Below are 17,476 nucleotides of genomic sequence, written 5' to 3' on the forward strand. Positions count from 1 at the left end.
AGAATCGCGTATGGAGTTCAATCTGCCCGTGACCGCCGCGATACTGGTCGGAATCGTCGCGGTCGGTACGGCCGCGCTCATCGGGATGGGATTCATGGCCACGAGTACCGTGCTGATGATGGTGACGCCCTCGATGCTGGTGTTCGGCGCGATAACACTCGCCGTCGGCGTCAAGCACGGCGAGTACCGCGCGACGCGATAAACTCGACGGAGAGCGATGCGACTGCGCGGTAACGCGAAAAGAGCGACGAGAAATCGACTCGACTCGCTTCTGCGGTCGTCTCGACCCTACCCAGTCGAGTTTAGTTGACGACCGCGACGCGAGCGAAGCGAGCGAGCGGACCGAGGAACCCTCGAACGAGCGCGCCTCAGGCGCGCGAGTGAGGGGGTGACGACGTGTTTTTGGTGGAGCTTTTGCAAGGGCGGCGCGTTCATGCGCCGCCCGCTGGAAAAGGTCCTACATGTAGCCGAGGTCGCGCAGGCGCTCCATCAGGTCCTCTTTGTCTTGGGCGCGGCCCGCGCGCTCGGTCGTGTCTTCGAGGTCCTGCAGCCACGCGGGCTCCTCGTCGGACTTCTCGGTGCTGACCTCGCTACCCAGCGAGCGGAATCCGGCGAAGTACTTGGGGCTGACGGGAATGTCGTCCTGCGTCAGGCCGTTCGGCAGGTCGTCGTCGGCCTCCGGGACGTAGCCGTCGTCGGGGTAATCTTCGACCGTGTCGGGCACGACGTAGTGCCAGAAGGTGTCCCAGACGGCGCGCTCGTCGAACTGGAGAATCGGCTGGACGCGGTCGTGGGGCGGGTAGATGTCGGGGTCGTGGCGCGGGGAGAAGAACGTCTCGTCGGCGCGGGCCTCCTGTTCGTCCCAGCGGACGCCGGAGATGATGCCGTCGATGTCGAGTTCTTCGATGGTGTCGTTGAGCGCCACCGTCTTCAGCAGGTGGTTGCCGACGTAGGTGTCCAGCAGGAAGGGGAACTCGTCCTCCTCGTACTCCAGAATCTCGCGGACGTGGTGCTGGTTGTGGTCGTTCAGCGCGTCGATGGGGATGTCGTCGCCCGGTTCGAGGTCGTTCTCCTCGGCGTACTCGCCCACGTCGTCGTTGCTCGCGTAGACGACATCGAGGTCCCACTCGTCTTCCCACTTGGCGACGAAGTCGTGAATCTCGTCGAAGTGCTGGAAGTGGTCGATGAACACCGCGGTCGGGGTGTCGAGGTCGAACTTCTCGGCGACTTCCTTGATGAAGTAGAGCGTGAGCGTCGAGTCCTTGCCACCGGTCCACATCACGGCCGGGTTCTCGTACTCTTCGAGACCCTGCCGGGTCACGTCGATAGCCTTCTCGATCTTGTGTTCCATCGAGGCGTAGTCCTCGGGGTCTTCGCCTTCGCCGTCGCTGTAGTCTACGTCGACGTAGTTCGGGAAGTCTTCGGGCATCGTTCGTAATTACATCTAATTAGGACCGTAAAGTGCTTTTCGGCTTTTCATTCTCGCAGGCCCCACCATCGAGCGCGAAAGCGCCGTCTACCGGCGTCTCAGACCCGAATTGGTGTGATAGATTGGCGTGGTAAAACGACTCACGAATAGTGAAATCGAACCGCGGATACGAGCGACTGCCTGCTCGATTGCCAGCGACCGAGACCGATTTTCCGGGACCTGCGAGCCGAAGGCTCACGCACCAGCAGTCCTACTACGAGCGAAGGAGCGAAGCGACTGAGCGAGCAGATCTTTTTTGATCCACATTTTTTCGAGGAGTGGTGCCGCAGGGCGCGACCTGCGGTCGCGTCCTGCGGACACCCGACGAAGAAAAAAGGTGGGTTTAGATAAACTCGTTGTCCCGCCAATCGACCCCGTTCGACCCCGAGTTCGAGGAGTCCGGTCCTTCGACCACTTCGATAGAGGCGGGCCGGTCCTCGCCGTCCACGATGCGGGTCGCTTGCAGGTCGCCGTCCTGTTCGGTGATGGCGGTCAGCGTCCCTTTCTCGGCGAGTCGCGCGATGTCACAGAGGACGAGGAACATCGGGTACTGGAGCGCCGTGTTCTGCAACACGGTCTCGCGGTCGCCCTTGAACGCGGCGACTTCGATGAGTTCGCCCATCGGTTCGTCGTCTTCCTCCTCGTCGAGTTCCTCTGCGTCGTCACCCCAGCGCGGCCCCTCGCGTCGCTTCTGCTCTTCTTCGGTGTAGACGCGGGTCTCGGAGATCGAGGCCTTGAGTTGCGCGGTCGGCGTGTACTTGCTGATACTGTCGTCGTCCGCGACGGCGCTGATGATGAGCGTGTTCTTGCGCCGGGTGATGTCCACGCTGACGATGCTCGGGGGAAGGTCGGGGTCCTCCTCGAAGTGGTCGTAGACGTTTTCCAGCGGCAGTTCGAGCGTCGAATGAAGTCGATATACTTGCCCCGTCATTTGTGATTTACATGCAGGTTCCCGGCTGGCGACACGGTACACGGGAGTCTACGGTGTCCGAACATATATGGCCTCCTCTTTAGCTCCTCGGTGTATCGTCCGAAATTACTATTCACGCCGACAACTCGGCTTCGAGTTCGCCGCGCTCGTCTAGTTCCGCCAATACGTCGCTCCCGCCGATAAACTCGCCGTTCACGAACGTCTGGGGAATCGTCTCCCAACCGCTGTGGTCCTCCAGCGCGGCCCGGTGTTCGGCCAGCGCGTCCAGCACGTCCACCGTCTCGTAGTCGTCGCGGTACTGCTGGATGAGTTCGAGCGCCTTCTGGGAGTAGCCACACTGGGGCATCAACTCGTTGCCCTTCATGAAGAGGACGACTTCGTTCTCCTCGATGGCCGCGTCCACGCGGTCCCGAACCTCTTCTTCGGTCATGTCGCTTTCCGGTTGGAAAGTCATACTGCCTGATACGCGGCAGGGCCGCAAAGAAGTTGCGTTAGTCGTCGTTGCCGACCCGGACCACGTTGATGAGCGAGTGGACCGGCACGCCCGCTACTTCTTCGACGCCCTGCTTGTCCACGAGGACGACGCAGGCGACCGGTTCCCCGCCCTGCTCGCGGATGGCCTCGACCGTCTCGGTCATGGTCGTCCCGCTGGTGATGGTGTCGTCTACGACGTAGCACTCCCGGTCGCGAATCTGGGCGAAGTTCCGCGAGAACGTGCCGCCCAAGTCCTCGATGTCGCCCTCCTCCCACTGGTGCTTGCTCGGCGCGTAGGTCCCGAGGTCGGTGTCGAGTTCGCGCGCGACGGCGGTCGCGAGGGGCGCGCCCGCCTTCTCGATGCCGATGGTGAGGTCTACCTCCTCGCCCTGCTTCGCGAGGAGGTCCGCCATCGCGGCCCCGGCGTGGTAGAGTCGGTTGCTGTCCCGGCCGAGCGCCGACCAATCGACGTGGATGTCGTGGGGACCGCCCGCCGGTTCGGTCGTCGTCGTAGTCGTCGGCGCGCCGGTGCCGCTCCGCTCGACCAGCCAACTCGCGGTCTCGCGCGAGACGTTGAGTTCGTCAGCGATTTCGCCCTTCGATAGCCCCTGCTGGGCGAGTTCCGCCGCGCTCTCGATGAGGTCGTCTACGTTCTTCATATCTGGCTAAATTGTACCGCCGTCTTTATTGTCGTTTCGTCCTGTGCAAACGCCGCCTCGTAGTTACCGAGGTCGTGGACGCCCGTCACGAGGTCGTCCAAGAACCACGCGGGGAACTCCCCCAGCGTCTCGACGGCCGCCTCGAAGTGCGAGACGTTGGAGTTGACGCTCCCGACCAGCGCCTTGTTGTTCATCACGAACTCCTTGTGTAGCCGCCCGCCGTCGATTTCGAACTCCCACGGTTCGGGGACCCCGAGGAGTGCGCCGACCCCGCCGGGGGCGAGCGCCTCGATGCACTCGAAGGCGTGGCGCGCGTACCCGGTCGCCTCGTAGACGAAATCCATCGCCTCGTGAGCGTCCGGAATCTCGGTCACCGGCGTCCGGCGCGAATCGACGTACGTCGCGCCCAACTCCTCGATAACGTCGATGGTCGGGTCGGGGCGATCGCGGCGTCCGAGACAGTAGGTGCGCTCGTACCCGCGCTGGTCGAGCATGGCGAGCGTGAGGAGACCCAAACTCCCGTTGCCCAGCACGAGTCCCGCGTCGGGGTCCCAGTCGAACGCCGACCGGGAGGCGGCGGCGTGTTCGATGGCCTTCTCCGAGATGCTGACCGGTTCCACGAGGAAACCCCACTCCGCGAGGTTCTCGGGAACGGGAACCAGTGACTCCGCGGGCGCGGTGAAGTACTCGGACATGAACCCGTGTGCCCCGTCGATGCCGCACTCCCGGCAGTCCTCCGGCGGAGCCATGTCGGGTTCGCCGCGCTCGAAGTACTCGTTGGTGCCCTCGACCGGGGGCCGCCGGACGGTCGGCACCACCACGTCGCCCTCCTCAAAGGGAGTTCCGTCGGCCTCCTCGACGACGCCGACCGCCTCGTGGCCCAACACGAGGAGGTCCTCGCCCTCGGGGAAGCCCCCGTGGTTCCCCTCGATGACTTCGTGGTCGGTTCCGTCGACGCCGACTCGGAGTGTCCGGACTAACACTTCGCCCGGTCCGGGGTCGGGTCGCGGCAGGTCGGCGACTGTCGGCGAGGTCTCGCCTCGCCGGACGACGATAGCGTCCATGACGGATTGTAGAACCGCGGGGGTCAAAAGATTTATTCTATCCCGAGTAAACATCTATCTTGGGTGGGCCGGTCGAACCCAACCTCGCCCACCGCGCACATTCTGCGGTCGCGTCGCTCGACGGAGCAGTCGCGGCTCTCGCCCGCGCGCGAACCGTCATTCCTCGAAGAATCGGCCGTCTCCTACTCCCAGAGGTCGTAGAGGTCGTCGCGGACCGCTTCGCCGACGAACTCACCGTCGAGTTCGACGCCCGCGCTCGCGCTCTCGGCCACCTCCTCGACGGTGCCGATTTCGCTCGCTCGAATCCCCGCCGCGTCGAGGTCGGCAAGAACGCTCCCGACTTCCGACTCGGGCACGGTCGCCAACAGCGCGCCGGACCCGAAGATGCGCAGGGGGTCTACCCCCATCGCCTCGCAGATTTTCGCGGTCTCGTCGCGGACCGGCACCGCGCTCCGGTCCACGTCGAGGAGGACCCCCGAAGCGGTCGCCAACTCGACCATCCCGGTCAGCAGGCCGCCCTCGGTCGGGTCGTGCATCGCGGTGGCCGCCCCGCGGACGACCCGCGACTCCGGGAGGACGCTTATCTCGCCGAAGCACTCCTCGGCGCGCGCCAGCAGGTCCGCAGGCAACTCGTCGGCGAGGTCCTCGCGGAAGTCGGTCGCCAGCACCGCGGTCCCCTCGATGCCCGCGCCCTTCGTCAGAATCACGCGGTCGCCCGGTTCGGCCCCGCCGGTCGGGACGAACTCGTCGGCGAGTCCCATCGCCGTCATCGACACCATCGGACGCTCCAGTGCTGGCGTGTACTCGGAGTGACCGCCGACGATGGCGACGCCCGACTCGCGGGCCGCGGCGTCCATCTGGCTCGTCAGTTCGTCCACGGTCTCCTCGTCGTCGTTCGGCAGGAACAGGACGTTCGTGAGCCACCTCGGCTCTGCTCCGGAGGCGGCCACGTCGTTACAGGCGACGTGGACCGCGAGCGTCCCCAGTCTCTCTTTCGCCAGTGAGAGGGGGTCGGAACTTACCACGAGCAACTGGTCGCCGACTTCCATCGCGGCGGCGTCCTCGCCGTACTTCGGTCCCATTATTACCGAATCGTCGCGTGCGCCCGTCCGCGAGAGGACGCGCGCGAGGAGGTTCGGGTCCAGTTTCCCTATCATGTTCGTCTCTCGGTGGGCCGGGGTCTAATGTTCGGCGACTGGCGAAGCGCCTCGACCTGTAGCAGCGCATACGGAGACAGGATAACACTTATACAGATAACGCATCTATCCACTTACATGGCAACTGACGGGGATTCGACCCGCCAGCCGTCCGACGACGAGATGCTTCCCGACGAGCGGGAGGTCGTCACCGAACGCATCGAGTCGCTAAACGACGATTCGAACGATCTCTCCGTCGAGGAAGTCGCAGACGAGTTGGACATCGACCTGAAATAGGAGGAATGCCGCGCGCACCATCGACGCTCCGGTTTCTCCCCGAAGCACGGGACGATCTATCTATTATTCAAGAACACAATCCCGACCACGCCAAGCGTATCTTACAAAAAATAGATGATTGGAAAGAGAAGATCGAGTGGGGTCGTGTTCCGCAAGACCATCTAACGTATCTCACCGGACCGGGAGTACACAACTTCTATCGAGAGCGAATCGGTAATAGCGGCTATCGGGTAATCTACGAAATCAGTAACGACGAGATGACCGTCGTTGGTATCCTCCCGAAAAGCGACGACACCTACGACTTGGATGAGTTCCAACGTCGAATGGGCCGGGAGTAATCCTCGGTATAATTAGTGGGTCCACGGCCGAACGACATTTCGCGGCTACCCCGACCTTTATTTCCGACTGCGACCCACTCCCGGCATGGAGCGGTACGACCAACTCTATCGACTCTACGACGAGTACGACGCCGCGACCCTCCGGGCACTCCAAAACTTCGTGGACCTCTTTCCCCCGGTGGACTCGCGGGTCGCGCTCGAACACTGGCAGGAGGCCAGCGACGAACTGGACGACCGCAAAGCCGAGGTGCGCGAGGCGTTCCCCGAGACGGGCGAGACGTTCTGCGACCTCGCGGCGCGGGCGACCCGCGACCAAGCGTTCACCGCGCTGGACCTCTACGCGAAGTACGACCGAGGAGTCAACGTCCTCGTCCTCGACGTGGACGAGACCCTGCGCTCGGCGGGCGGCACCGACAACGAGATTCCCCGCGAGACCCTGCACCTCCTGACGGAGTTCCACGAGGAGGGCCTGCCCATCGTCGTCTGTACGGGCCAAACCTTAGAGAACGTCAAGGGGTTCCTGATTCAGGGGCTGGGCAACGAAATCGTCCACTCCGGGAACCTCTCGGTGGTCTACGAGGCCGGAACCGGGGTGTTCACGCCGGGCCACGGCGCGGACACCAAGCGCCTCCTCTACGACGACTTGGACCGCGACGTGCGCGCCATCTTCGACGCGGTGCGCTCGCGGATCCTCTCGGAAGCGCCCGAACGCCTGCGCCGGGGCTGTCACCTGCAGGGCAACGAGTTCAACGTCACGCTCAAGCCCAACTTCGAGACGGGGAGCGACGAGGCCCGCGAGGTCATCGACCGCGCGCTCGTCTACGAACTCGACCTGCTGGGTTCGGCAGTCGCCGAGGAGGTCGAACCGGAGACCGAGGAGGTCGGGGTGCTGGAATCCGGCGAAGGCGACGACGAGGAGGCGACCCCGGACGCCGACGCGGCGAGGGATTGGGCACGGGCCTACTACGCGGCCCAAGACCCCGAAATCCGGGGCGTCCTCGAAAGCGAGGGCGGGACGCCGGACTGCGATGCGGAGGACGTACCCGGCCCGATTCGGGAGACCTTCGAGCGCATCGACGTGGCCTACTACGAGGCCGACGCCGCCGAAATCGGGAGCCTCGAACTCAACAAGGTCGTGGGCGTCGAGTCGGCCTTCGACGTGCTGGGCATCGACGACCCCTTCGCGGCCGTAATGGGCGACAGCAAGAGCGACCTCCGGGTGATGGAGTGGGTCGCCGACGAGGAGGCCGGTATCGCGGCCGCGCCGGAACACTCCTCGCGGGACGTGCTGGACCACGTGATTCGGACCGACGAACTGGTGTTCGACCGCGGGAAGGCGGGCGACGTTCTGCGGACGATTTACGCGCTGAACCGACTGGCGAATTTGGGGTGAATTCGGTTCTCGATTCCGGTTTTCGGTTCCCGTTCTCGATTTCGTTCGTGCTTTCAGGTGTCAGCGATGTGGACCCGTCGTCGTGGAATGAGGGTGGAAGTTATCGAGAAGCTAGCTACTGCCGACAACAATCATACCGCAACCGCACCGCCCCGCAACCGCACCGTGACAGCCACGTCCTCCCCAACCGATTGCGCTTCTCGGTCGTTCCTCCCTGCGATGCTCATCCCTCGCGCGAGAAGGCGCGGCCACTGACGGGCCGCGCCCGCACGCGCCGAGGAGATAGGTGCAGTAGCCTCCCGCAGTTACGTGTCGGAAAATTCAGAGAAAGAGCGCCGGAGAGATGAGAAACGTGTTAGAGTCGCGTCCGGTCGGCTCAGACGTTCAGTCGGAACCGAACCGTGTCGCCGCTCTCCAGCGAGCTGTGAGTCGAGAGCGTCTCCGTCGAGTCGAACGTCTCGCGGACGACCACGGTGTCCGAGCGGAGGCGCTGGCCGTCGAGGACGCCCGCGCGGACCTGCGGGCCGTGCTGTTCCGCGAGTTCGTCCACCACGTCTGCGACCGTCGCGTCGTCGGGCACCGCCACGCGCGCCTCGTGGGTGCCGGTCCGGGCGACGAGGGTTCCGGTAAGTTTTACAGTGACGTTCATACACACACCCTGTAGCGCCACCGACTAAAAGTTTACTCAAACTCGAAAAAGTCCTGCCGAGATGCGACCGCTTAAGGACGCGGCCCTCGTCGCTTCGGACATGACGAACAACGCGCCCGAACCCGGCGCGGACGACCCGCTCGGCGTCCACGGCGTCGTCCCGCCGACCGTCACGGCGTTCCACGAGGACGAATCGGTCGATTACGAAGCGACTGCCGCCCACGCGCGATTCGTCGTGGACCGCGGCGCGCACGGGGTCTTCCCGCTGGGGACCAACGGCGAGTTTCCGCTGTTGAACGCCGACGAGCGCGACGGCGTGGTCGAAGCGGTCGTGGAGGAAATCGGCGACGACGCGCCGGTCATCGCGGGCGTCGGCGCGCCCAGCACGCGCCAGACCGTCGCGCACGCCGAACACGCCGAATCGGTCGGCGCGGACGGCGTGGTCGTCGTGACGCCGTACTACTATCCGGTGGACCACGACGCCGCGGTCGCCCACTACCGGCGCGTCGCCGAGGCGGTGGACCTCCCGGTGTACGTCTACCACATCCCGAGCAAGACGGGTAACTCGCTGTCGCTCGACACGCTCGACGCGCTCGCGGACATCGAGAATCTGGTCGGGCTGAAGGATTCGAGCAAGGACGTGCCGTGGCTCGGACAGGCCATCGACGCCCACCCCGAGTTGACCTTCCTCGCCGGGTCGGACTCCCTGCTCTTTCCCGGACTCGAAGTCGGCTGTGCGGGCATGGTCAGCGCGGTGGCCAACGCCTTCCCCGAGTTGGTCGTTGACCTCTACGAGGCCTACGACGAGGGCGACGAGGAGCGCGCCCGCGAGTTGCAGAGCGAGGTCTACGACGTGCGCGACGCCCTCAAGCGCGGCCCCTACATGGCTGGCGTCAAGACCGCGCTCGGCCTGCGCGATGTCGGCTTCGACCCCGGCCCGCTCCGGAGTCCCCTCCGGACGATGGACGACGAAGACGAGGATGCACTCCGCGACGACCTCGCCGACCTCGGCCTGCTCTGAGCGCCGCCCGTTTTCAATCGCCACCTCGGTTCCGTTCCGTTTCGCGTTCCGCTTTTCTGTTCTCCTAGAACGGTCGGAAGTTTTAACGTCACAGGGACCCTACAAGATTCGATGCGTCGGTCGGGTCGTGGCCCGCGGGCCGACGGCGGGAGGGGGTTCGCCGTAGCGAGGTCGGTCACGCCGCTCGCAGTCACGACTCCCCGACAGTTCAGTCATGCTCTCGAACTCCTCCGACCGCGGTCGCCTACACGCCGCGGTCACGAACCGCGACTGCCCGTCGTTCAACAAGCGGACGCTCCTCGGCGTCCAGTGCTGGCTCGTCGGTGCAATCGGGGCGTTGACGCCCGAGAACGTCCCGCTGGCCGCGTCGCTGGTCGCGGTCGGTGCGTCTCTCGTGTTCGGTCCGTCGTTGGCGCGTGGCCGGGCCACCGGAACCTCCAGATTTTTACTCTGGGCGGAGTAATTGATTTGCATGGTTCGAAACTACGAGTCGCTCCACGACCCGAACGCCGAGTACACGATGCGGGACCTCTCGGCGGAGACGATGGGCTGTGGCGGCCAGCGCGGCGAGGGACGCGACGTAGAGATTACCGACGTGCAGACGACGATGGTGGACGGCAACTTCCCGTGGACGCTCGTGAGAATCTACTCCGACGCCGGGGTCGTGGGGACCGGCGAGGCCTACTGGGGCGCGGGCGTGCCGGAACTCATCGAGCGGATGAAGCCGTTCGTCGTCGGCGAGAACCCGCTGGACATCGACCGCCTGTTCGAGCATCTCGTCCAGAAGATGTCCGGCGAAGGCTCCATCGAGGGCGTCACCGTCAGCGCCATCTCGGGCATCGAGGTCGCGCTCCACGACCTCGCGGGCAAGATTCTCGACGTGCCTGCCTACCAGCTTCTGGGCGGGAAGTACCGCGACCGAGTGCGCGTCTACTGCGACTGTCACGCTGGCGAGGAGGCCGACCCCGAGTCCAACGCCGACGAGGCCGAGCGCGTGGTCGAGGAGTTGGGCTACGACGCCCTGAAGTTCGACCTTGACGTGCCCTCGGGCCACGAGAAGGACCGCGCGAACCGCCACCTCCGGAACCCCGAAATCGGACACAAGGTAGACATCGTGGAGGCCGTCACCGAGCGCGTCGGCGACCGTGCGGACGTGGCCTTCGACTGCCACTGGACGTTCTCGGCGGGGAGCGCCAAGCGACTGGCCAGCGCGCTCGAAGAGTACGACATCTGGTGGCTCGAAGACCCCGTGCCGCCGGAGAACCACGACGTTCAGCGTGAAGTCACGCACTCGACCACCACGCCCATCGCGGCGGGCGAGAACGTCTATCGCAAGCACGGCCAGCGCCGCCTCATCGAGGAGCAGGCCGTGGACATGATAGCGCCGGACATGCCCAAGACCGGCGGCATGCGCGAGACCCGCAAAATCGCCGACCACGCCGACATGTACTACCTGCCGGTCGCGATGCACAACGTCTCCTCGCCGGTCGCCACGATGGCCTCGGCCCACGTCGGCACGGCCATCCCGAACTCGCTCGCGGTCGAGTACCACAGCTATCAGCTCGGCTGGTGGGAGGACCTCGTGGAGGAGGACGTAATCGAGGACGGCTACATCGAGATTCCCGAGGAGCCGGGTCTCGGCGTCACGCTGGACATGGATGTTGTCGAGGAGAACATGGTCGAAGGCGAGACGTTGTTCGACGAAGCTTAGGCCGCCGTCCAACTCGAAAATCTACGATTTTCGGTGTTTGACGAAGCGTAGCGAAGTCTAACCTCAGGGATTCGATCTGCTCCATCGCCGAGAGCGTTGATTACTCAGTCGTCATTGAGTATTTCGCCTTCGTTCAGCAGGTCGGCGTCGTGTTTTCGGGCACGTTCCGCGAACCCTTCAAGCATCTGAAATCGCACTTCCGTGGCGTCCCGTTGGTGTGTCTCCATCGGCCTATCCACCCGAGGAGAAATCTGAAACAGAGCATCAAAGTTCACGGCGAGCAGACTATACTGCTCCGGATTTTCGGAGCTCGGACTGTTTCCGGCACGTAGAAGTTTCATCAACCGTTCTCTTTGGACCCATTTGGATGCGCGCGGGCCGAGTTCAGTCTTAGAGGAATAGCCGGTCGCGGCGTTGTGGAGGTCCTTCATCAGGCTCGGGTCTCGATTCAGTTCCGAGAGGAGTCGCGGCCACTGGAGGCTAATGGCGACGAATTTCGCCAATTTCTGTATCGTCAACTCACCTTCGATGTACTGGTCGTCAGCCATCCAGTCGAACAGTCCATTGTTCCACGCGAAAATCGCTCGAAGTCGGAGGAGGTTGACGAACTTCTTCACCTTACGAGGGTTGTACTTCAGTGCCGGAGCAACAATTCCGACGACTTCTTTCAGAATCTCCGAGTCTTTGTTGAGGAGAACCTTCTCGGGAATATCCGTCTCGTCTGCGGTCGCTTCACCGAGTCCTTCCAGTCGGTTTGTCGACTGGCCGTCGTTTTCGCGCTCCAAGAGTAGTCGGTTCACGTCTTCCGGGGCGGGGCGAGGGACCAAGAACGGAATCTGGACGAATTTCTCCAAATATCGATATCCGAACGCGATGTCGCCCGAGGGCTCAAGATTCGTGTCTCGGTCATCGTTGAGTCGGGACATATCTAAGTACGGCAAGAGGCTCTCATGTTTGGCGCTGATTCCCGCCGCGACCTTCTCGCGGTCCATCCCGACCACGAACACTAAGCGCGGGTCGGTCGCTATCATTAGATTTATCGATTGCATCAACTCGGCGGCTTTCGGAATCTCACACCGATCGAGGTCGTCCACAAATACGTACACGCGCTGGTCGCCGATGTACGAGTCGAGGATACGCCGGAAGTCGGCGTGGAATTGTTCGATGAACGACACTCGTTCCTCGTACTCCGGTTTCTCGACGTACTTCCGGAGATCTGTCTCGATGGGATTGACGACCTGCTCGGTGATTCGAAGCCAGAGCGTAACGAGTCCTGCCAGCGAGAGCGCGACCCCACCGGTCCCGAGAACCGGCCCGACGACGTTCTTGACCGACCCGAGGGCGGGGACAGCTCGGAAGAGTGTGCTGAGAAGAGCAGGGCCAGCGGTCACGAGTACGACCGGCGTGAGGACGGTAACGACCGCGATAGCGACTCCGACCAGCCCTGCACGGATCATCTCTAAACATCCCATCTTCCAACGGAAGCGCCGCACAGACAGCTTGAGGTGTCCGAGCCACCGGCGGTAGAAGGGAATTTGCCCCGAAACCTCTCGAAAGAATTGGAGTGCGAATGCCGCCCACAGGGCATCTTCGCGTTCGTGTCGCCACGGATTGAATTGTACTGTCAGGTTGCCGTGCTCTCTGAGTCGCTCCTCCAACTGTAGCATGAACGATGACTTTCCCATTCCCCACTCGCCTTCGACCGAGAGCGTGAGTGGGGGGTCGGTGTCGTCGTGGGTAAGGAAGGCTTCGAGCGCGGTTACGTACGGGTCGAATCCCAACTCGTCGTCCGTCGTCGGTTGGTCTTTCATCGCGGGGGCGACGTTGGATTCGTCCGTCTCGTCGTCTGACCACGGATTGAACCGCTCGAATATCATCGATCGCTATATCCCACTCCGAAACTAAATCATTTCTGAAATTTTTAAAGTTGATTTCTCCTATTCGGCCGTTCACTCGTTGCTATCCCTCGGTCTTCACTAAGCCTGAGTTCAATCTCTTTCCTAAAGAGAGACCGCCGCATCGGCTTTCAATCGTCAAGGCGGTCGTGAACTTCCGAGAAGTAGGAGATAAAAGAAAGACGCAGATTCGGAACACGATTTCTGGTCCGGATACCGGTGGAGTGACCGTTTCTCTCGTGGGGGCCGTCAGTACGAGTGCAAATGCGATACACGTCGCACGAAAAATACTCGTAGTCAGCCAACGCCGATAAGAGGCACGGCTACTTCCGGAGGACGCTCGTCGTGAGTACCGAAGCCAGCGATTCCACCGCCGTCCCGTGGAGTTCGTCCACGGTCAGAGTCGTCTTCGCGGCGACCGCGCTCGCACCGCTTGGCGTCCCGCTGCTCAGCCCCGCGCTCCCGGTCGTCCGCGAGGAGTTCGCGCTCACGGACGCGACGACCAGTCTCCTCGTCTCCGTGTACTTCCTGACGGGCATCGTCCTCTCGCCGTTCATCGGCCTGCTCGCCGACCGAATCGGGCGCAAGCGCGTCCTCGTCCCCTCGCTGGTCGTCTTCAGCCTCGCTGGCGGCGCAATCGCACTCGCGCCGCCGTTCCGGGTCGTTCTCGCGGTCCGACTCGTGCAGGGCACCGCGGCGGCGGGCATCTTCGTGACCACCGTGACGCTCGTCGGCGACGCCTTCGAGGGCGTCCAGCGCAACGCCGTTCTCGGGGTCAACACCGCGGTTCTCGCGTCCGGCGCGGCGGTCTCCCCGTTACTCGGAGGGTATCTGGTCACCATCTCGTGGAACGCGCCGTTCGCCGCGTACCTCCTCGGACTTCCCGTCGCGCTGTTCGCGTGGGTCGCGCTCGAGGAGACCGCCGTCGAGGAGACCCCGACGAGACGCGGCGCGACCTACCTCCGTGCGGCGGCCAGCAATCTCGCGCGCCGGGCCGCCGTCGTGCCCTACGCGACGGCGCTCGTGACCGAGGTTCTGCTGTTCGGCACGATAATCACCGCGATGCCGTTCCTGCTGGTCGGGACCTACGGCGTCTCGCCCGTCTTCGTCGGCGGCGTCGTCACCGTCGCGGAAGCCGTCTCGGCCGCCGTCGCCGCGGCGAACGGCCGCATCGCTACCTCGTTGTCCGACGAGCGCATCGTCGCGGTCGGCTACGCCTGCTACGGGGTCGGCCTGCTGGTCGCGTGGTGGGCCGCCACGCTTCCGGTACTGGTCGCTGGTGTCGTCGTCTTCGGCGCTGGCGTCGGCCTGACGATGCCCTCGGTGGACGCGCTGTTGAGCGACCTCGTGAGCGCGGAGTACCGCGCCGGAGCCTTGAGCCTCCGCAACAGCGTCACCTTCCTCGGGCGCGCGGTCGGGCCGATTCTGTTCGCCGGAGTCGCGGTCGAGACGGGGTATCGGCCGCTCCTGCTCGCGGCGGGCGTGGTCGGGTTCGCGGGCGTCGCGGCGACGCTCGTCCTGTCCGGCAGTTAGACCAGCGCAGGGTCCACCGTTCGACCGACCCACAGGAGACTCCCGACCAGCAGGACCACCGCGAGGGGAATCAGCCACTGGAAGACGGTCAGCGCCGCGCTCGACGCCTGAATCCCGAAGATGACGAGGACGAGCGGTCCACAGCACGCCGCGCCCGACAACAGCGCCGGAACTCCCGCGAGGAGGCCCGACGACGAGGCGATGCCGCAGGCCGTCGGCTGTCGCCACGCGAGATACGTCACCGCGAGGTTCACCCCGACGAGAAGCGCGATTCCCAACCCGAGGAGGGTGTTCAGCGAGAACAGATACGTGCCGACGCCGAACTCCACGAGCGCGACCGGTTCGAAGGAGAGGGCGCTATTGGCTGGCCGGAAGAAGCGTTCGAGCGGGTTCTCGGCGACGAGTATTCCGACCTCGCCGCTCCCGTCGAACGCGAGGAGGTCGCCCAACCAGAGATACACCACGAGGTAGAGCGCCGTCGCGCCCGCGAACACCGCGAACCCGTCGCGCCGCCCGAGCGCCGCCCGGACCGCGAATCCAGTTCGGGAGACGGTTCGGCCGACCGGGCCGCGCGAGTGCGTTTCGGTCGCCACTACTGGACGACCTCCGTACTCGGGTAGAACCCCGACCACGCGAACCACATCGCGTCGAAGGCGTACGTCCGGTCGAGTGGGAGGTCCGCGGGGTCGTAGCTCCTGCCGTCCGACGAAACTGCCTGCCCGTCCGCGTAGTCGAACGACCGGTCTTCGGGGTTCCGATAGACGTAGCCCGTGTCGAGCCTCGGGTCGTAGACCGCGAGGGACGCGGCGTCGCCGACCGACGCCGACAGCAGTTTCGCCGCTCGGAGCGCGGGCTTCTCGAAGGCGAGCCGCGATTCTTCCCCCGGAAGCCGCGCGCCGAGGACGACCCGCTTGTTCGGCAGGCGGTCGTCGCGCCGGAGCGGCGGGAACAGCGTCGAGTCTCGGACGTAGTATCCCGACGGATTCGGGACGTACGAGCCGTAGGGGTCCTGTCCGTAGTTGCGGACGTAGCCGGTCTCCGTCGAGAGGACCCGCGTCTCCGGATGGGCCGCCTGCCACCGCTTCCACGTGGTCCAGACGAGTCGGAACTCCCGTAGCGACCGACCCTCGAACTCGCCGGAAATCGCGGTGCCGAGGACCTGTGGCCACCGACTGTCGGTCGCCCGGTCGTACATCACGAGGTTGTTGTTCACCAGTTTGCCCGACACGCCGAAGGTGGTCTCGCCCCGTTGGAACCCCATCGCGGTCCCGGTCAGCGGGCAGTAGGTCACGGCGACCGGTTCGCCGCCCACTACGTCGTTCGTTATCTCGTGCTGGACCAGAATCTTCTGGGGGTAGGCTTTCACCTCGCCGTTGCGGACGAGACCGAACACCACGTCCTCGGGTCGCAGCTCCGAGTCCGCTTCTCCGGCGTCCCGGAACTTCGGTTCGTCTATCGACGGGATGCCGTCCTTCGGCGGGCCGCCCGACAGGACCTCCTCGCGGAGCGCGGCGAAGTCGTACTCGACGGGGAGCGCCGACGCGCGGAGCGGAACGCCATCCACGCGCTCGCCGGACGCGGTGGTCGATTGCTCCGCGCGGCCCTCGTTCTCCTCGGCTCCTCCCTCCCCGCCTTCGCTCTCCCCCTCGACTCCCTCCGCGGTGAGTCCCCCGATACACCCCGATAGCCCGGTCAGCGCGACGCCCGCCGCGGCTACGAACCGCCGTCTCGAAGTCCGTTCCATGCCGGTCGGTAGCCCTTGTAGAACGTTAACGCTTCTACGGCTGTGTCGTCGGACTGCACACCCGCCGGTCCGGTCGCGGAAACGGACTCATCTCAGACAGTAGTAATTGTAATTTCCGGCGGGTAGCGTCCGTTCCGCGCCGGTTCGCAGAGACCCTCGCGCCTGTGGTGTCCTCGCGCCTGTGGTGTCCTCGTACCTGTGGTGTCCTCGCGCCTGCGGCGTCCTCACTCCGCGGAGACGATTGCCGACTGGAGTTCGCCGACCGCGGCGATGACCGTCTTCCGGTCGTCTTCGGACACGTCGAACTCGGCCAGCGCCTCGTCGAGGTGGTGGGCGACGATTTTGAAGTCGCGGGCGTCGATTCCGAGGTGGTCGTGAGCGGTTTCGAGGTCCCGGCCGTCGTACTCGACCGGCCCGCCAGCCACCGACGAGAGGAACTGGGTCTGGTGGGCGCGGAGCGCCGACACGTCGGTCTCCTCGAAGTAGTGTTCGACTCGCTCGTCGCCGAGGACGCGATCGTAAAACGAGTCCACGACGGCCGCTATCGCGTCTTCGCCGCCGAGGCGGTCGTAGAGGGTCCCGGACATCTGTCCGTAGCCAGACATGGACTCGCCTTCAATTTATTGGCCGATAGGTGTCATATTTTCGGCTCTCGGGCTTCTGAACCGACTACCATCGGTCGAATTTCCGGTCCGAGGAGTAATGTTTTATGCTATGCACGGTATCGCCTAACTAACGAGTATGATGTCATGAAGACCGGGATTCTCATCGTGGACGACTCGGAGTTCATGCGCCAGCGGGTCAAGAGCGCGCTGGCCGACGACCGGTACCGAATCGTCGCCGAAGCGCCCAACGGCGCGTGGGCCATCCAGAAGTACAAGGAGAACGCCGACGAGGTGGACCTGATTCTGATGGACATCGTGATGCGGAAGGCCAACGGGCTGAAAGCGACCGCGGCCATCAAGAAACTGGACGACGACGTGCGGGTCATCATGTGTACCAGCGTCGGCCAGCGCCAGAAGATACAGTTGGCGGCGCGGGCCGGGGCGGACGCCTACATCACCAAACCCTTCGAAGACGAGGAGCTAACCGAAGCCATCGACGGGGTGGTGACGTGACGAGGCCCGCGGACGCCAGCCAGCGCCGTCGAGACTCCTCGCGGA

General features: G+C 64.3%; 20 protein-coding genes. 8 read left to right on the plus strand and 12 right to left on the minus strand.

Translation table 11 applies throughout. From position 1 onward, the window contains the following. The first annotated feature begins 10 nt into the window (after window positions 1-10). Complete coding sequence (locus EPL00_RS04990; protein WP_135851538.1) at window positions 11-202, plus strand: DUF7333 family protein; 192 nt, start codon at window positions 11-13, stop codon at window positions 200-202. Between the two features lie 255 nt (window positions 203-457). On the opposite strand, the gene EPL00_RS04995 is transcribed toward EPL00_RS04990, so the two are convergent. From EPL00_RS04995 to EPL00_RS05020, 6 genes are all read right to left on the minus strand, one after another. Beyond that, on the minus strand, window positions 458-1,429 hold the full coding sequence (locus tag EPL00_RS04995) for a phosphoadenosine phosphosulfate reductase family protein (protein WP_135851537.1): 972 nt from the start codon (window positions 1,427-1,429) through the stop codon (window positions 458-460). A 382-nt stretch (window positions 1,430-1,811) separates the two neighbouring features. Next, on the minus strand, window positions 1,812-2,399 hold the full coding sequence (locus EPL00_RS05000; protein ID WP_135851536.1) for a DUF7110 family protein: 588 nt from the start codon (window positions 2,397-2,399) through the stop codon (window positions 1,812-1,814). A gap of 112 nt (window positions 2,400-2,511) precedes the next feature. Further along, window positions 2,512-2,853, minus strand: coding sequence for a glutaredoxin family protein (locus EPL00_RS05005; RefSeq protein ID WP_135851535.1), 342 nt, complete (start codon window positions 2,851-2,853; stop codon window positions 2,512-2,514). 37 nt (window positions 2,854-2,890) lie between these two features. Continuing rightward, a complete protein-coding gene (gene gfcR / locus EPL00_RS05010) occupies window positions 2,891-3,532 on the minus strand; it encodes a transcriptional regulator GfcR (protein ID WP_135851534.1) in 642 nt (213 codons plus the stop codon). Next, window positions 3,529-4,596, minus strand: a complete 1,068-nt coding sequence (locus tag EPL00_RS05015) for a glucose 1-dehydrogenase (protein ID WP_135851533.1) — start codon at window positions 4,594-4,596, stop codon at window positions 3,529-3,531. Before EPL00_RS05015 ends, gfcR begins: the two co-directional genes overlap by 4 nt. Window positions 4,597-4,778: 182 nt before the next feature. Further along, window positions 4,779-5,753, minus strand: coding sequence for an AIR synthase family protein (locus EPL00_RS05020; protein WP_135851532.1), 975 nt, complete (start codon window positions 5,751-5,753; stop codon window positions 4,779-4,781). Between the two features lie 117 nt (window positions 5,754-5,870). Here EPL00_RS05020 and EPL00_RS05025 point away from each other — a divergent pair, with 117 nt between their 5' ends. The 3 genes from EPL00_RS05025 to EPL00_RS05035 all read left to right on the plus strand — a co-directional run bounded on the left by EPL00_RS05025 (window position 5,871) and on the right by EPL00_RS05035 (window position 7,760). Next, on the plus strand, window positions 5,871-6,029 hold the full coding sequence (locus EPL00_RS05025) for a hypothetical protein (protein ID WP_162224150.1): 159 nt from the start codon (window positions 5,871-5,873) through the stop codon (window positions 6,027-6,029). Between the two features lie 5 nt (window positions 6,030-6,034). Next, complete coding sequence (locus tag EPL00_RS24145) at window positions 6,035-6,367, plus strand: type II toxin-antitoxin system RelE family toxin (RefSeq protein WP_135851531.1); 333 nt, start codon at window positions 6,035-6,037, stop codon at window positions 6,365-6,367. Window positions 6,368-6,452: 85 nt separating this feature from the next. Next, complete coding sequence (locus tag EPL00_RS05035; protein WP_135851530.1) at window positions 6,453-7,760, plus strand: HAD family hydrolase; 1,308 nt, start codon at window positions 6,453-6,455, stop codon at window positions 7,758-7,760. A 376-nt stretch (window positions 7,761-8,136) separates the two neighbouring features. Here EPL00_RS05035 and EPL00_RS05040 read toward each other — a convergent pair whose 3' ends face one another. Then, window positions 8,137-8,409, minus strand: coding sequence for a MoaD/ThiS family protein (locus tag EPL00_RS05040; RefSeq protein WP_135851529.1), 273 nt, complete (start codon window positions 8,407-8,409; stop codon window positions 8,137-8,139). 100 nt (window positions 8,410-8,509) lie between these two features. Here EPL00_RS05040 and EPL00_RS05045 point away from each other — a divergent pair, with 100 nt between their 5' ends. Continuing rightward, window positions 8,510-9,430: a dihydrodipicolinate synthase family protein gene (locus EPL00_RS05045; RefSeq protein ID WP_135852462.1), complete on the plus strand. Its 921-nt coding sequence runs from the start codon at window positions 8,510-8,512 to the stop codon at window positions 9,428-9,430. Between the two features lie 99 nt (window positions 9,431-9,529). On the opposite strand, the gene EPL00_RS05050 is transcribed toward EPL00_RS05045, so the two are convergent. Beyond that, window positions 9,530-9,859 (minus strand): hypothetical protein, encoded by a 330-nt coding sequence (locus EPL00_RS05050; RefSeq protein WP_162224151.1) that lies wholly within the window; start codon window positions 9,857-9,859, stop codon window positions 9,530-9,532. Window positions 9,860-9,902: 43 nt separating this feature from the next. On the opposite strand from EPL00_RS05050, the gene EPL00_RS05055 reads away from it, so the two are divergent. Next, window positions 9,903-11,141, plus strand: coding sequence for a mandelate racemase/muconate lactonizing enzyme family protein (locus tag EPL00_RS05055; protein WP_135851527.1), 1,239 nt, complete (start codon window positions 9,903-9,905; stop codon window positions 11,139-11,141). 104 nt (window positions 11,142-11,245) lie between these two features. On the opposite strand, the gene EPL00_RS05060 is transcribed toward EPL00_RS05055, so the two are convergent. After that, window positions 11,246-13,018: a KAP family P-loop NTPase fold protein gene (locus EPL00_RS05060; RefSeq protein WP_135851526.1), complete on the minus strand. Its 1,773-nt coding sequence runs from the start codon at window positions 13,016-13,018 to the stop codon at window positions 11,246-11,248. 363 nt (window positions 13,019-13,381) lie between these two features. Here EPL00_RS05060 and EPL00_RS05065 point away from each other — a divergent pair, with 363 nt between their 5' ends. Beyond that, window positions 13,382-14,569: an MFS transporter gene (locus tag EPL00_RS05065; protein ID WP_135851525.1), complete on the plus strand. Its 1,188-nt coding sequence runs from the start codon at window positions 13,382-13,384 to the stop codon at window positions 14,567-14,569. On the opposite strand, the gene EPL00_RS05070 is transcribed toward EPL00_RS05065, so the two are convergent. From EPL00_RS05070 to EPL00_RS05080, 3 genes are all read right to left on the minus strand, one after another. Next, on the minus strand, window positions 14,566-15,162 hold the full coding sequence (locus EPL00_RS05070; protein WP_135851524.1) for a hypothetical protein: 597 nt from the start codon (window positions 15,160-15,162) through the stop codon (window positions 14,566-14,568). The two genes, EPL00_RS05065 and EPL00_RS05070, sit on opposite strands and share 4 nt — an antisense overlap. Further along, the gene (locus EPL00_RS05075) at window positions 15,162-16,313 is read right to left on the minus strand and encodes a DUF3179 domain-containing protein (RefSeq protein WP_135851523.1); all 1,152 of its coding nucleotides are present in this window, start codon (window positions 16,311-16,313) and stop codon (window positions 15,162-15,164) included. The genes EPL00_RS05070 and EPL00_RS05075 overlap by 1 nt, the downstream gene beginning before the upstream one ends. Window positions 16,314-16,537: 224 nt before the next feature. Further along, window positions 16,538-16,900, minus strand: a complete 363-nt coding sequence (locus tag EPL00_RS05080) for a group I truncated hemoglobin (protein WP_135852461.1) — start codon at window positions 16,898-16,900, stop codon at window positions 16,538-16,540. A gap of 162 nt (window positions 16,901-17,062) precedes the next feature. Here EPL00_RS05080 and EPL00_RS05085 point away from each other — a divergent pair, with 162 nt between their 5' ends. After that, window positions 17,063-17,431, plus strand: a complete 369-nt coding sequence (locus EPL00_RS05085) for a response regulator (protein WP_135851522.1) — start codon at window positions 17,063-17,065, stop codon at window positions 17,429-17,431. Window positions 17,432-17,476 lie beyond the last annotated feature (45 nt).

The organism is Halorussus salinus (assembly GCF_004765815.2).
Lineage (GTDB): Archaea > Halobacteriota > Halobacteria > Halobacteriales > Haladaptataceae > Halorussus > Halorussus salinus.